This is a genomic window from Mesorhizobium sp. WSM4820, assembly GCF_055811075.1.
The window spans coordinates 79,334-93,495 of sequence record NZ_JBVVQN010000010.1; the positions used below are offsets into that span (position 1 = coordinate 79,334).

13 protein-coding genes are annotated in these 14,162 nt (G+C 64.5%); 5 read left to right on the forward strand and 8 right to left on the reverse strand.

The window, feature by feature from the left end:
* The first annotated feature begins 63 nt into the window (after positions 1–63).
* Positions 64–1,395 carry a dicarboxylate/amino acid:cation symporter gene (locus tag AC0L2R_RS17525; protein ID WP_027155097.1) on the forward strand — a complete coding sequence of 444 codons (1,332 nt, stop codon included), beginning with the start codon at positions 64–66 and terminating at the stop codon, positions 1,393–1,395.
* Positions 1,396–1,927: 532 nt separating this feature from the next.
* The gene (locus AC0L2R_RS17530; protein ID WP_473510469.1) at positions 1,928–2,992 is read left to right on the forward strand and encodes a glycosyltransferase family 2 protein; all 1,065 of its coding nucleotides are present in this window, start codon (positions 1,928–1,930) and stop codon (positions 2,990–2,992) included.
* 235 nt (positions 2,993–3,227) lie between these two features.
* Here AC0L2R_RS17530 and AC0L2R_RS17535 read toward each other — a convergent pair whose 3' ends face one another.
* The 5 genes from AC0L2R_RS17535 to AC0L2R_RS17555 all read right to left on the reverse strand — a co-directional run bounded on the left by AC0L2R_RS17535 (position 3,228) and on the right by AC0L2R_RS17555 (position 8,407).
* Complete coding sequence (locus AC0L2R_RS17535) at positions 3,228–4,034, reverse strand: ABC transporter permease (protein WP_091599363.1); 807 nt, start codon at positions 4,032–4,034, stop codon at positions 3,228–3,230.
* Positions 4,034–4,867 carry an ABC transporter permease gene (locus tag AC0L2R_RS17540; RefSeq protein WP_128187506.1) on the reverse strand — a complete coding sequence of 278 codons (834 nt, stop codon included), beginning with the start codon at positions 4,865–4,867 and terminating at the stop codon, positions 4,034–4,036. The genes AC0L2R_RS17535 and AC0L2R_RS17540 overlap by 1 nt, the downstream gene beginning before the upstream one ends.
* Before the next feature lie 24 nt (positions 4,868–4,891).
* Entirely contained in the window at positions 4,892–6,004 is a 1,113-nt protein-coding gene (locus tag AC0L2R_RS17545) for an ABC transporter substrate-binding protein (protein ID WP_473510680.1), read from the reverse strand.
* A gap of 89 nt (positions 6,005–6,093) precedes the next feature.
* On the reverse strand, positions 6,094–7,185 hold the full coding sequence (locus AC0L2R_RS17550) for an ABC transporter ATP-binding protein (RefSeq protein WP_287070095.1): 1,092 nt from the start codon (positions 7,183–7,185) through the stop codon (positions 6,094–6,096).
* A gap of 325 nt (positions 7,186–7,510) precedes the next feature.
* The gene (locus tag AC0L2R_RS17555; protein ID WP_473510472.1) at positions 7,511–8,407 is read right to left on the reverse strand and encodes a LysR substrate-binding domain-containing protein; all 897 of its coding nucleotides are present in this window, start codon (positions 8,405–8,407) and stop codon (positions 7,511–7,513) included.
* Between the two features lie 75 nt (positions 8,408–8,482).
* Here AC0L2R_RS17555 and AC0L2R_RS17560 point away from each other — a divergent pair, with 75 nt between their 5' ends.
* Both AC0L2R_RS17560 and AC0L2R_RS17565 read left to right on the forward strand, forming a co-directional pair.
* The gene (locus AC0L2R_RS17560; RefSeq protein WP_473510474.1) at positions 8,483–10,078 is read left to right on the forward strand and encodes a zinc-binding metallopeptidase family protein; all 1,596 of its coding nucleotides are present in this window, start codon (positions 8,483–8,485) and stop codon (positions 10,076–10,078) included.
* A 23-nt stretch (positions 10,079–10,101) separates the two neighbouring features.
* The gene (locus tag AC0L2R_RS17565) at positions 10,102–11,034 is read left to right on the forward strand and encodes a dimethylarginine dimethylaminohydrolase family protein (RefSeq protein WP_473510476.1); all 933 of its coding nucleotides are present in this window, start codon (positions 10,102–10,104) and stop codon (positions 11,032–11,034) included.
* A gap of 79 nt (positions 11,035–11,113) precedes the next feature.
* Here AC0L2R_RS17565 and AC0L2R_RS17570 read toward each other — a convergent pair whose 3' ends face one another.
* Positions 11,114–12,121: an ornithine cyclodeaminase family protein gene (locus tag AC0L2R_RS17570; protein ID WP_128170485.1), complete on the reverse strand. Its 1,008-nt coding sequence runs from the start codon at positions 12,119–12,121 to the stop codon at positions 11,114–11,116.
* Between the two features lie 160 nt (positions 12,122–12,281).
* Here AC0L2R_RS17570 and AC0L2R_RS17575 point away from each other — a divergent pair, with 160 nt between their 5' ends.
* Entirely contained in the window at positions 12,282–12,743 is a 462-nt protein-coding gene (locus AC0L2R_RS17575) for an Lrp/AsnC family transcriptional regulator (protein WP_128187514.1), read from the forward strand.
* On the opposite strand, the gene AC0L2R_RS17580 is transcribed toward AC0L2R_RS17575, so the two are convergent.
* Positions 12,715–13,230, reverse strand: coding sequence for a YybH family protein (locus AC0L2R_RS17580; protein WP_473510478.1), 516 nt, complete (start codon positions 13,228–13,230; stop codon positions 12,715–12,717). The genes AC0L2R_RS17575 and AC0L2R_RS17580 overlap by 29 nt on opposite strands.
* Positions 13,231–13,386: 156 nt before the next feature.
* On the reverse strand, positions 13,387–14,136 hold the full coding sequence (locus AC0L2R_RS17585; protein ID WP_287207963.1) for an SDR family NAD(P)-dependent oxidoreductase: 750 nt from the start codon (positions 14,134–14,136) through the stop codon (positions 13,387–13,389).
* Positions 14,137–14,162: the final 26 nt, after the last annotated feature.

Consider the following 14,162-nt stretch of genomic DNA (forward strand, 5'->3'; position numbering starts at 1 on the left):
TGGGGGTCAAATGCAAACGCTCCGGGAGGTCGAGCTTTCGATCGGAGCACAATGGAGGACGTCATGCAGACAGCATTCGCTGCCGCCGCGCCGCGCGGCAAACTTCCGTTCTACCGGCATCTCTATGTGCAGGTGCTGGCGGCGATCGCCGCCGGCGTGCTGCTCGGCCACTTCTATCCCGAAACCGGTGAGGCGATGAAGCCGTTCGGCGACGCTTTCATCAAGCTGGTGAAGATGGTGATCGCGCCGGTGATCTTCCTGACGGTGGCGACCGGCATCGCCGGCGTTTCCGATCTGCAGAAGGTGGGCCGCGTCGCCGGCAAGGCGATGATCTACTTCCTGGCATTCTCGACGCTGGCGCTTGTCGTCGGCCTCGTAGTCTCGAACGTCGTCCAGCCGGGCGCCGGCATGCATATCGATCCGGCCACGCTCGATGCCACAAAGGTGGCGACCTACACCGAAAAAGCGCACGACACCAGCATCGTCGGTTTCCTGATGAACATCATCCCCGACACGATCACCGGAGCTTTCGCAAAGGGCGACATCCTGCAGGTGCTGTTCTTTTCGGTGCTGTTCGGGCTCGCTCTTGCCGCGGTCGGCGATCGCGGCCGCCCGGTCGTCGATTTCCTGCAGGCGTTGACCACGCCGATCTTCCGCCTCGTCGCCATCCTGATGAAGGCCGCGCCGATCGGCGCTTTCGGCGCCATGGCCTTCACCATCGGCAAATACGGCATCGGCTCGATCGCCAACCTCGCCATGCTGATCGGCACATTCTACCTGACGTCGCTGCTGTTCGTGCTGGTGGTGCTGGGCGCGGTCGCCCGCTACAACGGCTTCTCGATCCTGGCGCTGATCCGCTACGTCAAGGAAGAGCTGCTGCTGGTGCTCGGCACCTCGTCCTCGGAAGCGGCACTGCCGGGCCTGATGGCCAAGATGGAGCGCGCCGGCTGCAACCGCTCGGTGGTCGGGCTGGTCGTCCCGACTGGCTATTCCTTCAACCTCGACGGCACCAATATCTACATGACGCTGGCCGCGCTGTTCATCGCCCAGGCGACCGACACGCCGCTCACCCTCGGCGACCAGATCCTGCTGCTCGCCGTCGCCATGCTGAGCTCCAAGGGCGCCGCCGGCATCACCGGCGCCGGCTTCATCACGCTGGCCGCGACGCTCTCGGTCGTGCCGGCAGTGCCGGTCGCCGGCATGGCGCTGATCCTCGGCGTCGACCGCTTCATGTCGGAATGCCGGGCGCTGACCAACTTCATCGGCAATGCGGTGGCGACCGTGGTCGTGGCGCGCTGGGAAGGGGAACTCGACCAGACCAGGTTCGCTGCCGCGATGGCCGGCGACTTGCCGGAGGAAGCCGATCTGTCGCTGCCGGGGCTGCAGGCCGCGTGACTGATCAGGCCTGCCCCCATACGGCCCGGAGCCGGTTCGCCGGCTCCGGGAAAAGACGATTGGCCTTGTAAGCCGATGGTCGCGGCCGCGTATGATGCCTGGCACGCGGAGCGCGAAGTGGATGTCAGCGCCATTCCAACGCTGCATGCCGCCTGAGACGTAACAGGCTTGTGAGCCTTTGGTCTTGGCGTGGGGCTTGCTCCAGCCGCATTTGAAGGCCAGTATCCGCCATGCCTTCAAGGTGCCTGTCCGCTTCGGTCCCGACCTGATCGCGACCCAAGCCTTTCCGTCAGGCTCGGTTGTCGTGTCATCCGAGCCGAACCGTCGGAGCCCTTGCTGCCGTCGACCATGATCTCGGCGGCAGCTCTTGAAGGCAATGGCGGCCTCAGCATGAAGTCGCAAAGCAAGAGACGTGACCCGTCCTGACGAAAGGCGCGAGCCTTCTCCCAGGAATTCGTGGGACGCGCTTGAGGAGGAACCAGGCCCGCGCGCGGGTTTGCTGAAACCAAAGCAAGATGCGAGGTCAAATGCGATGCAGTCTGTCCCGAGGATTCCGGTATCCATCATCATTCCGAACTACAATTACGCGCGTTTCCTCAAACGCAGCATCGATAGCGCCCTCGAGCAGGACTACGCGGATGTCGAAGTCATCGTCGTCGATGATGCCTCGCAGGACAATTCCACGACAATCATGAAATCATATGGGGACAGGATCCTAGCCTGCCCGCGCGCGCAAAATGGCGGGCATGCGGCGGCGTTCAACACCGGGTTCGCGGCAAGCTCGGGCAAGATCGTCCTGTTCCTCGACGCCGACGATTTTCTTTATCCGACCGCCGTTTCCAGGATCGTCGACACCTGGGATGCGGCAACCGCCCAGGTGCAGTCAAGGCTGCATATCGTCGACGAACGACAACGCATCAAGGACGTCTTTCCGCCGCCCGAACTGCCCTTCGACAGCGGTGACGTCATGCCGAAACTCCTGCACAAGGGCCGCTATCAGACGACTGTGACCAGCGGGCTGGCCTTTGATCGCACAACCCTCGAATCGATCATGCCTATACCGGAGGCGGAGTTCCGCCAGGGCGCCGATGGCTACCTTGTAACGCTGGCGCCCATGTACGGACACGTCCGGTCCATCGACGAATGCGTCGGCGCCTACCGGATCCACGGCGCCAACCATTCGGTGTTCGGTGAAAAGCTCGCCGAGCGGGCACGCTGGCGGGTAACCCACGACTTCCGCCGCATGCAGGCGCTGTCGGACCAAGCCTCCGGGATCGGCCTGACCATCGTTCCGTCGGAGGCTGTCCGCCACGATCCGGTCCACCTGGAAGAGCGGCTGGCGTCGCTGTGCGCGGACAGGCGCCGGCACCCCGTGGCCAATGATTCCCGGCTGGCGCTTGGGGCGGCGGGCGCCGTCGCCAGCCTCGAAATGACCGCGTCGCTGCGCCGGCGCGCCGTCCTTGCCGCCTGGTTCCTGTCGGTCGGGGTGCTGCCGCGGAAACTGGCGACGGCGGTGCTGTCGTGGAAGCTCGACGCATCGTCTAGACCGGCATTCCTGAGCCGTCTGTCCAAGTCGATCCGCCACGCCATGGGGTAGAAGAAGCTTTCAAAGGTTGGCAATCCTTCGCGCCCCCCTCTGTCCTGCCGGACATCTCCCCCACTTGGGGGGAGATTGGCCGTCATCTCCGCTTTCGCCAATCACTACCGCCGAAGGAGGGAGCCGTCGCCGAAAGCTGCCGATCTCCCCCCAAGTGGGGGAGATGGCCGGCAGGCCAGAGGGGGGCGCTGTCCCGCCAACTATCGAGCGGGATATGCGCTCCGCTTCGGACGCCCTACTGCCCCGCGCGCAGCCTGACCACGGCACTGCGCGCCGCCAGCACCAGCACCGTGATGATGATCAGGATCACCGAGAGGGCGGCGATCGCCGGGTCGATGTTGTCGCGCAGGCCCATCCACATCAGCCTGGGCAGCGTGATGGCGTTTACGGAGGTGATGAACAGGGTGACGCCGATCTCTTCCCAGGACAGCACGAAGGACAGCAGGGCGGCAGTGACGATGCCGAATTTGATGTTGGGCATGATGATGCGGGTGGCGCGTTCCCACACGGTGGCGCCGAGACCGCGCGCGGCAAGGTCGATGCGCCGGTCGAGCTGGCTGAGCGACACCAGGATCAGCACCGTGGCGAAGGGCACCGTCATCACAGCATGCGCCATGGCGACACCGAGCCACGTGTCGTAGCCGAAGAACGAAGAGACGCCGGAGATCGAGGTCAGCAGGAAATAGAGCGTGATCGCCGAAACCACCGGCGGCACCACCATCGGCAGCAGCACGAAGCCGACCAGCGCGGCGGTGAAGCGCGGCTGGAACATCCACACACCGAGGCTGAAGCACAGCGCCAGCACGGTGGAAAAGGCGCTGCTGACGACGCCGATCCTGATCGAGAGCAGGATCGAATTGATCCAGCGCGGATCCTCGATCAGCGCCCGGTAGTGGCGCAGCGACAATTCGCCGGACGGCATCGCCAGCATGCGGGTCGGCGTCAGCGACACCGGGATCACGGCAAGCAGCGGCAACAGCAGGAAGAGCGCAACCAGGGCGGCGAGGACCAGCGAGACGGGGCCGGGGCGGTAGGTCGGCATCAGATCAGCTGCTTCGGTCTGACATAGCGGAACAGCAGCGCCATCAGCGCGCCGACGAACAGCACCAGCACGACGCTGATCGCCGCCCCCAGGCCCCAGTCCGGGCTCTGGAAGATGCGGAGATAGATCAGCTCGGCGACCATAACGCTGCGGCCGCCGCCGAGGATCGCAGGCGTCACGAAGAAGCCCAGCGAAAAGACGAAGACGATGAGCGCCGAGCCGATGATGCCGGAGCGGGTCATCGGCACGAACACCGACCAGAAGGTGCGCATGCGGCTGGAGCCGAGCCCGCGCGCCGCCAGCAGCACGCGGTCGTCGAGGCTGCGCATCGAGGACGCCAGTGGAAACACGGCGAAAGGAATGAGGAAATGGGTCATGCCGACGATGACGCCGAATTCGTTGCGCACCAGCGTCAGCGGTTCCGAGATGAAGCCGATCGCCTGCAGCCAGGTGTTGAACAGGCCGCGATTGGAAAGCAGCGCCACCCAGCCGAAGGCGCGCGTCAGCACCGAGATCCAGAATGGCACCAGGATGCAGAACTCGGCGATCACCCGCTGCGCCGGCGTGCCGCGCACCCAGACCACGGTGATGGCGTAGGCGGCGGCAACCGAAACAATCGTGACGATCGCAGCGATGCGCAGCGTGCGGACAAACACCGACTGCACCAGCGGGTCGCTAAGCAGCGTGCCATATTGCCCGAGCCCCGGCTCGGGCAGGGTGAAGCTCCAATTGACGACGCCGAAGAATGGCCAGGCGTAGGCGGCGCCAAGGAACAGCAGCAGCGGCGCCATCAACAGCGCCGCGCCCATCCTGTCGGAGAGATATGCTTTCATCTCGGCTCCGGTTATCCCGGTCTATCAGGCGGAGATGATCTTCGTGTATTCGTCGAGTGCGGCCCCGTAGTTCTTGGCGTACCACTCCATGTCGAGCGGGATCTGCTTCTTCATGTTTTCGGGGTCGACCGGGTTGATGCGCTTCTTGTCGGCGGGGATCAGCGCGTCGGTGGCCGGATTGGCCGGGCCCTGGCCGAGCTTGTCGAACATGATCAGTTGCTTCTCCGGATCCTGGGCGCTGGCAATGAACTTCATCGCCGCGTCCTTGCCGCCGGGATTGCCCTTGAGCACGGCGAGCGCGCCGGGCGAGATCAGGCCCTGGTCCCAGATGAACTTGATCTTGCCGCCGGAATCCTGCTCGATCAGCGAGGCTCGCGTCGACCAGACGATGGCCATCGAAGCCTCGCCGTCGAGCAGCACGCTCTGGCTTTCGGCGCCGCCGCCCCAATAGGCCACGACATTCTCCTTGAAGGCGGCGATCTTGTCATGCGCGCGCTTGAGGTCGAGCGGATAGAGCGAGGCCGGCGCGATGCCGTCGGCGAGCAGCGCCGCTTCCCAACTCGACACGCCCCATTTGTAGAGCGAGCGCTTGCCGGGGAATTTCGTCACGTCGAAGAAGTCGGCCATGCCGGTCGGTGCCTGGCTGCCGAATTTCTCGGAATCGTAGGCAATGACATAGGAGAAGAAATAGGTCGAGGCGGCGTGCTCCCAGCCGAAGCCAGGCCGCATCTTGTTCTTGTCGACGATCGAATAGTCGATCGGCTCGAGCATGCCCTGCGCGCCGAGCGTGATCGCCGAGAACGGGTCGACGTCGACCAGGTCCCAGGTCGGGGCGCCGCTCTTGAACTGTGCGGCGATCGCACCCTCGGTCGGACCGGAGCCGTCCATCTTGACGGTGATGCCGGTCTCCTTGGTGAACGCTTGGCCATAGGCCGCGTCATAGGCGGTGATGGCGTCGCCGCCCCAGTTGACCAGCACCAGTTCCTTGGCTTGCGCGAAGGCGCCGGTCGAGCGCACCAGCATCGGCGGGCCGGCCAGCACGAGCGCAGCCAGCTGCGTGAACTGCCGGCGCGAGATCTCGCCGCGCACCGCCCTGGCGGACAGTGTCTCGATGGCGTGTTTCCTGGTTTCGCTCATCTTTGAATTGTTTGTCATGTCAGTTCCCCTTTTTTGTCGTTGTTTTTATCCCGGTAGTCGGTGCGAATTTGCATTCGTCACTCTGGTCGTCATCCTCCGTCCGGAAGGAGGAAACCTTTTTCCGCCGGCCATGTCAGCCATACGGAATTGCCCTTGCTGAGTGCCGAAGCGGCGACTTCGTTCGGCACCGAGACCGTCACCTTGGCACCTTGGCGCGTGGTGAGATCGAGCCGCGTCGCAGCGCCGAGATAGGTCGAGGCGACCGCAGTCGCGGCGATGCCGTTCTCGCCGGCTGTCGCTTCGGGGGCGATCGACATGTATTCGGGCCGGATCGCCAGGATGGCGTTGCTGCCGACGGCGCTTGCATTGCCGCGCAGGGTGATGGTGCGGTCTTCGCACAGGCCGGTGGCGCCGTTGTCGGCGTTGCGCACGCCCTTCAGCGGCAGCATGTTGATCTCGCCGAGGAACTCGGCGACGAAGCGGTTGGCCGGCCGGTCGTAGACCTCGTCAGGCGCCCCGACCTGCAGTAACTTGCCGTGGTTGAAGATGGCGACGCGCGACGACAGCGCCAGCGCCTCGCTCTGGTCATGGGTGACGAAGACGAAGGTGGTGCCGGTTTCCTGGTGCAGCCGTTTCATCTCGGCCTGCATCTGGCCGCGCAGGCCCTTGTCGAGCGCCGAGAACGGCTCGTCGAGCAAAAGCACACCCGGCTCGAACACCAGCGCGCGCGCCAGCGCCACGCGCTGCTGCTGGCCGCCGGACAATTGCGACGGCAGTTTCTTCTCGTGGCCCTTCAGCCCGACGCGCTCGACCATCTCACCGACGCGACGCTTGATCTCGGCCGCCGACTTCTTGCGCACCTTGAGCGGGAAGGCGATGTTGGCCTCGACGCTCATGTGCGGGAACAGGGCATAGCCCTGGAACACCATGCCGGCAGCGCGCTGCTCGGCCGGCCGCTCGGTGATGTCGACGCCGTCGCTGTAAAGGCGGCCGTCGGTCGGCTGCACGAAACCGGCAAGGATCATCAGGAAGGTGGTCTTGCCCGAACCCGACGGCCCGAGCAGAGTCAGGAACTCACCGCGGCCGATATCGAGCGTCAGATCGTCCAGTGCACGGAACGAGCCGAAGCTCTTGCCGATCCCGATTGCCTTGATCTCTGCGGCACGGCCGGGTTGCTGCATCCTGCCTTGTCCTCAATGTGATTGAAATCGTAGGCAGGCCCGCGGCTCACCGCAACCGAATAGTTTTCGCCTGATCGGCAAATTTGATTCATCTGTTGTTCACATGGGAGAGGCGAGCGGGACGCTCGAGCTGCCAATCTCCCCCCGTGTGGGGGAGATGTCCGGCAGGACAGAGGGGGCGCTGTCCCGCCAGCCTATCAACTATTTGGAGCGGTCCATCGCTGGTTTCAGAGTTGCTGGAAAAGCTAGCGTTCCTTCGCGCCCCCCTCTGCCCTGCCGGGCATCTCCCCCACGAGGGGGGAAGATTGGCGCTTCATCGTCCCGCTCAATACGGATGGATTCTATTCTCCGACAGTTTCGACCTCAGCCACCTCCCGAACGCCTCCAGCACCGGATGCGCCGCCTTGGCATGTTCGGAAACGAGAAAATACGAGCGTGGCGAACTGATTGCGATGTCGAAGGGGCGCACCAGCCGGCCTTCGCTCAGCGCCCGGCGGCTGGTCAGTTCGTCGCCCATGGCGATGCCCTGGCCGGCGATGGCGGCCGAAAAAACCAGGTTCATGTCGGAAAAGAAGATGCCGCCCTCGGTGTCGGGATTCTCGACCTTCGACAGCGCCAGCCAGCGCGCCCAGTCCTCGGTGTCGCCGAGATGCAGGAGATTGGCGCGCAGCACGTCGGCCGGCTTGGAAAACCCGCCGATCTTGTTGAGCAGCGTCGGGCTGCACAGCGGCGTGAACGAGATCTCGCACAACAGTTCGACCGCGCGGTTCGGCCAGTTGCCGACGCCGAAGGCGATGAAGGCGTCGGCGTCGGCGTTGCTGACGTCGTCCAGCCGCCGCGGCGTCAGGATGCGCAGCGCGACATCGGGGTACATCTGCCGGAATTCGCCGATGTGCGTGCACAGGAACAGCGAGGCGAAGCCCGGCGTGCAGCTGACGCTGAACGAGCCGCCGACGCCGGTGCCGGCATGGCGCGTTACCGCATCGCCGAGCACCGTCAGCGCTTTGCGCACGTCGCTGGCGTAACGCTGGCCGCGCGGCGTCAGCGCCACGCCCTTGCCGATGCGCTCGAGCAGGTCGAAGCCGAGATCGCGTTCGAGCAGCCGCAATTGGTGGCTGACCGCGCTGCGGGTCAGATGCAGTTCGTCGGCAGCGCGCCAGACGCTGCCGTGGCGGGCGAAACTGTCGAGGGCGCGCAGCGCCTGAGTCGAGGGAATTCTCAAGAGGTGAACCGAATTTGCATGAGCCGGGAAAACATATCACTTTTTGGCGAGGCGCTTCACTGCTTTCTTTGACCGATGGAGGATCCGGTGACCACCTCGGCCCAAGCGACCGCGCTTGCCTGTCTGGACGACATCCAGCCGTCGCTGTCGGCGTGGACGCGGACGATCTTCGATTTCGGCGAGACCGCCTGGCGCGAATACCAGTCGGCCGCCTGGTATGTCGACCGTCTGAAGCACGAGGGCTTTTCGGTCGAGGAAGGCTCCGGCGGGATGCCGACCGCCTTTTGCGCCCACTGGACCAACGGCGCCGGGCCGACGATCGGCATGTATGCCGAGTATGACGCGGTGCCGGGCAATTGCCAGGACGCGGCGACCGTCAAGCGACCGCGTCCCGGTCTAGGCGCTGAGGCCGGCGGCCACACCGATCCGCATTCCGGCCTCGGCATTGCCAGCCTTGGCGGACTTTTGGCAACCAAGGCGGCGATGCAGCGCCACGGCATAACAGGCACACTGCGCTTCACCGGCGAGCCGGCGGAGAAGGTGCGGGGGTCGAAGCCGATCCATGCGGCAAAAGGCTACTATGACGGCCTCGCTGGCATGATCTCCTTCCATCCCTTTTACATGCTGCCGCTCTGCAACACGGCTCGCTGGGACACGCATTGCGGCGCGGCCTATGCGATGATCTATCGCTTTGCGTGCGACGAACCCGAAAATTGGGTTCGCGCAAGCGATGGTGCACCGATTCCGCAGGCGCATTCGGCGGTGCGGGCGCCCGGCGCCAACGACGCGCTTGTCATGATGTACATGGCGTCCAAGGCGCTGCGTGATTCCATGCTGCCGCATCAGGGCGGCTGGTCGATCAGCGAGGCGATCCTGACGGCAGGACAGGCGACCGCCGACAATCTGCCGGCGGGTCTGGCCGAAATCCAGTACATGATCCGCGTGCCGACGCTTGCCATGGCCGAGCAGGTCACCGCCGTGCTCGACCGCAACGCGGAGGCCGCCGCCAAGATGAGCGGCTGCCGCCATGAGCGGCACTGGGTGTCGAAGTCGCGGCCGGGGCTCGCCAATCATGCCATGGCTGACATTGCCTACGATGCGCTGTCGACGGTCGGGCCGCCGCGCTGGGACAAGACGGCCAAGGCGATTGCCCGTGAAATCCAGGTCAATGCCGGCGGCGCGGCGACCGACGAGCCGTTCATCGCCGAGTTGGAGCAGCTGATTGCGCCTGAGGAGGCGGAGGCGTTGCTGCGCCGCGACTTGCCGCCGTCGCAGCTGAATTCCACCTCCGACGATTACACCGACATGTCGTGGCAGACGCCGACGGCGCGGTTCTATGTCGCCCGGCCGGCGCTGCGTTCGCAAAACGGCCAGGCGTATCCGTCCTGGGCGATGAATGCGCTGGGCGCCATTTCCGCCACCATCGATCCGATGGTTGCCTGCGCGTCGAAAACGATTGCGTTGGCAGCTCTTCGCCTGCTGGAAGACAAGGCGGCCCGCGATGCGGCGATGGACGAATTCGTCGCCCGCACTGGCGGCGGCATTGGTGGCAGCACTTGGCTGGCGCCGCTTTGCGACTACGAACCGCCGATTCATTTCCGCTGGCCGGAATATGTCACCACCCCGCGCGGACGGGACTGGTGGATACCAGGCAACCCGCAAGCCGCGTGATCACTCGAAGCCAGGAGAATGCCATGACCGTTCACGACCGCATCGTAGCAGAGCCGTTTTCACTGCAGCGCCGCAATCCGGCCGGCGGTACCAAGCCATTGACCGTCTGGGGCTTTGCCAACGAGACCGATGTCCTGACCGACGTGCTGCTCGGTTCGCCGAATTTCCTGCGCCATCTCTCGACCAGCTCGCTATCGCGCAAGCATCTGCGCGAGGCGCCGTGCAACGTCCAGATCGCGCAGGCGCAGCACAAGGACCTGGTCGCCGCTTACGAGCATTTCGGCGTCAACATCCACTGGCACGAGCCGGCGCCGGAGCTGCCGATGCAGGTCTATTCGCGCGATTCCAGCGTCATGACGCCGTATGGCGCCGTCATCACCGCGATGTCCCAATGGTGGCGGCGCGGCGAGAACTATGCGGCGATCCGCACCTATGAGAAGCTTGGCATCCCGATCTACGATATGGTCACCGCGGGCACTTTCGAGGGCGGCGACTTCAACGTCATCGAGGACGGCGTGGTGCTGATCGGCTGCGGCGGCGCCCGCACCCAGGAGGAGGGCGCGCGCCAGGTCCAGGCCTGGTTCGACAAGGAGGGCTGGGAAACCCGCATCGCCTTCATCGACGAATATTATGTCCATATCGACCTGATGGTGGTGCCGATCGCCGAGAAACTGACCGCCGTCTGCCTCGCCTGCACCGAGCCGGGCATCGTCGACTGGTTGAAGGGCAAGAGCCACGAGATCATCGACGTGCCGTTCCAGGACACGATGGCGCTCGGCTGCAACTTCATGTCGCTGGGCAAGGACCGGGTGATCGCGCCGACATCCAGCCAGACGCTGATCGGCCAGCTCAAGGCGCGCGGCTTCGAAGTGGCGGCCATCGACATGAGCGAGATCTCGAAGACCGGCGGCGGCATCCACTGCATGGCGCAGGCGCTGAAGCGTGTGCCGGGCTGAGGGACCGCCCTTTAGCCCGGCCGCTTCCGCGAAAGCGCCATTGTCAGCAACGTCGATCCCAACCTGGCTCGCGGCACGCCTACAGCACGATGAGCTTTCCCTTGTGCAGACGCTTGGCGCAACGATAGGCGAGATCGGCGGCGACCATGTCTTCCATGGCAATGCCCATCGCCTTGTAGGTGGTGATCTGTTGATCCGAAACGCGGCCCGGCGCGCGGTCGAGCAGCATGGCGCCAAGCTCGGTGCCGAAATCCGGGTCGAAGCCGGCAAGCTCGCAAGAACCGACCGGGGTCGGTTCGAACGCATCCCTGGTCTCGACAAAAAGACTGGATTTGCCGATGAGCTCGATCGGCATTTCACCGCCGGGTGGTGCCACCCCGACCGACGAGACGTGCGTGCCCGGCCGAACCCAGTCTGCCTCGATCACCGGCTCGTAGGAATGCGTCGCCAGGCACACCACGTCGGAACTGCGCACTGCCGCCTCGAGGTCGGCGACCGCCACCACCGACGGATGCAGCCGGGCAAGCGCTGCCGCATCGTCGAAGCTCTTCGAAGCGACCCGGATTTCGGCAAAGTCGCGCACCAGCGGCAACAGATGCAGGTGCTGGTTGGCCTGGACGCCGGCGCCGACCACTGTCGCTATCCTGGCGTCCCGGCGCGCGAGCGCGCGCACCGACAGCACGGCGGAGCCGGAGGTTCGCACCGCGGTTATGAAGGTGCCGTCCATGATGCAGACCGGCAGGCCGGACAGCGGATCGAACAGGCTGATGGTGGCGAGGTGGCTGGGCAGGGTCTTGGCCAGGTTGCCTTCGAAGACGTTGACGATCTTGACGGTCAAGTTCATGCCCTCCATCCAGGCCGGCATGGCGAGGCTGTAGCCGGCCCCGGGGATATCGAGCTGTGGTCGGGGTGGATTGACGACCTTGCCTTGTGACAGCGCCTTGAAGCCGTCTTCCAGAACATCGAGAAGCTGGCTGAGATCGATGCACGCCATCACGTCGACTTCGCTCAGCACCAGGATCTCGGTCGCTCCCTTGCTGATTTCCGCCGCACTCCTGCCGGCTGGGCTGAACGCTTCCTTGGTCATCTTGCACTCCTTTTGTTTGTCGAAATCGGCTCACCACGTTTGCTTTGAGTGGGTGAGGAAGCGCAGGCTATTGCGAGGTTTTATGTGATGAAATACGTTGATTTTGACATCTCTGCGTGAAATCAGCACACAAATCCCTGAGATAGAGTGGATTGTGAAAATGGACGACCTCGACCAGATAGACCGCAGCCTGCTCCGGCTGCTGCAGGAGGATGGGCGCCGGACGACGCTTGATCTTGCCGGGCGTGTCGGGCTGTCGCCGACCGGAGCCAGCCAGCGGGTGAAGCGCCTGTTCCGCGACGGGTTCATCACCGCGGTCAGGGCGGTGCTCGATCCGCGCAAGGTCGGCCGGGGAACGCTGGTGTTCATCGAGGTCCGGCTTGACCACACGGCGCCGCATGTCTTTGACCGTTTCGCCGAAGCCGTGGCGAAGGCCCCGGAGGTTCTGGAGTGCCATATGGTGGTTGGCGGTTTCGATTATCTGGTGAAGGCGCGGATCGCCGATATGGCGGTGTTCAAGGATTTCCTGCAGCGGGTCATCCTGCCACTGCCCGGCGTGCGCGAAACGCACACCTTCGCCTCCATCGCCGATGTCAAGCCGAACGCCCTCTTGCCGGTGTGATCAGTGGAGGAGGGGAACGCTGTTCAGGCCGACCTGCACACATCTTCGCCATCCTGTCGCTCCCTGGCGCGCCTTCCGGTGCAGAGATGCCGGAGACCGGCTCTAGCCTTGCGCGGTCAGCAGGTTCGCATCGCGGGGCCAGCCCCCACGCACCATCAGCCTCCTTGCGCAGGAGCGTCAGCGTATATCCCGATTGACGCACCGGCTTCCCGTTCGGCGGCGTTGCGGTCATATCGATACGACCGCGCATGAAGGCCCAGTCGCCAAGAAGCTGTAGTTCAATGATCTCGTTCGTGCCGTCGACATGAACGCCGGCCATCTCCTGCGCGGCTGCCGCGAAGATCTCCTTGTCGAAGGGCTCCCGGCCGGGAACCATGAAGATCGCGTCGTCCGTCATCAAGCCGAGGACGGTCGCGGTGTCTCCACGCTTGCTCGCATCCATCCACGTCTCGACCAGCTTTCGGATTGCTCTTTCGTCGTCCGTCATCCGTTGCCTCCCTGGCTTCTCGCCGTCATCGATACCGCACGGCGCTCCATCGCCGCAACATAGGGCTCAGATCGCTCTCGTCATCGATTGCGGGGTTTTATCGACGTCACGCTGCGTGGGATGGTCCGTGAAACGGCAGGTCCGCGCGCTCTATGCCTATCTCCAACCGCCCGAGGCGGTGATGCGCTCGCCGGTCAGCCAGGATGCGTCGTCGGAGGCGAGGAACACCGCGATGCGGGCGATGTCGTCGGGCTGGCCGAAGCGGCCGAGCGGGGTCATGGCGATGACCTGCTTCTCGAACTCGCTGCCGACGATGCCGATCCGCTGCAGGCCTTCGGTGTCGACGCCGCCAGGCGCGATGGCGTTGACGCGGATGTTGCGGGCGCCGAGCTCTCTCGACATGGAGAGCGTGATCGAATCCACTGCGCCCTTGGTGGCGGCGTAGACCAGCGAGTTCGGCTGCGGGTTAAGGCTGGCGACCGAGCTTATGTTGATGACGCTGCCGCCTCCGGCGCCGAAATGGTTCACCGCTTCCCGGATGGTCAGGATGGTGCCCAGCACATTGGTGTCGAACTCACGGTGGAATTCGGCCTCGGTCACCGCTTCCAGCGGCTCGAATGCGAAGACGCCGGCATTGTTGACCAGGATGTCCACCGCGCCGAACGACGATTTGGCGGCCTCGAACAGGCGGCGCACGTCGGCCACATGCGACACGTCGCCATGGACGGCAACGGCTCGACCGCCTGCGTCCTTGATCTCGGCAACGACGCGGTCCGCACCTTCCCTCGACGAGGCATAGTTGACGACCACGGCGGCACCGGCCGCCGCAAGACCCTTGGCGATGCCGGCGCCGATACCCTTGGAGGCGCCGGTGACGATGGCGACCTTGCCGTTCAGCTTGCTCATCAAATCTCTCCTTTGTCGATGATGAG

Bases quoted from the DNA above. Each gene is read 5' to 3' on its own strand.
- AC0L2R_RS17580 (WP_473510478.1), bottom strand. From the start codon at position 13,230: ATGACGGACGACGAAAGAGCAATCCGAAAGCTGGTCGAGACGTGGATG.
- AC0L2R_RS17530 (WP_473510469.1), top strand. From the start codon at position 1,928: ATGCAGTCTGTCCCGAGGATTCCGGTATCCATCATCATTCCGAACTAC.
- AC0L2R_RS17535 (WP_091599363.1), bottom strand. From the start codon at position 4,034: ATGCCGACCTACCGCCCCGGCCCCGTCTCGCTGGTCCTCGCCGCCCTG.
- AC0L2R_RS17570 (WP_128170485.1), bottom strand. From the start codon at position 12,121: ATGACCAAGGAAGCGTTCAGCCCAGCCGGCAGGAGTGCGGCGGAAATC.
- AC0L2R_RS17575 (WP_128187514.1), top strand. From the start codon at position 12,282: ATGGACGACCTCGACCAGATAGACCGCAGCCTGCTCCGGCTGCTGCAG.
- AC0L2R_RS17560 (WP_473510474.1), top strand. From the start codon at position 8,483: ATGGAGGATCCGGTGACCACCTCGGCCCAAGCGACCGCGCTTGCCTGT.
- AC0L2R_RS17545 (WP_473510680.1), bottom strand. From the start codon at position 6,004: ATGAGCGAAACCAGGAAACACGCCATCGAGACACTGTCCGCCAGGGCG.
- AC0L2R_RS17565 (WP_473510476.1), top strand. From the start codon at position 10,102: ATGACCGTTCACGACCGCATCGTAGCAGAGCCGTTTTCACTGCAGCGC.
- AC0L2R_RS17550 (WP_287070095.1), bottom strand. From the start codon at position 7,185: ATGCAGCAACCCGGCCGTGCCGCAGAGATCAAGGCAATCGGGATCGGC.
- AC0L2R_RS17525 (WP_027155097.1), top strand. From the start codon at position 64: ATGCAGACAGCATTCGCTGCCGCCGCGCCGCGCGGCAAACTTCCGTTC.
- AC0L2R_RS17585 (WP_287207963.1), bottom strand. From the start codon at position 14,136: ATGAGCAAGCTGAACGGCAAGGTCGCCATCGTCACCGGCGCCTCCAAG.
- AC0L2R_RS17540 (WP_128187506.1), bottom strand. From the start codon at position 4,867: ATGAAAGCATATCTCTCCGACAGGATGGGCGCGGCGCTGTTGATGGCG.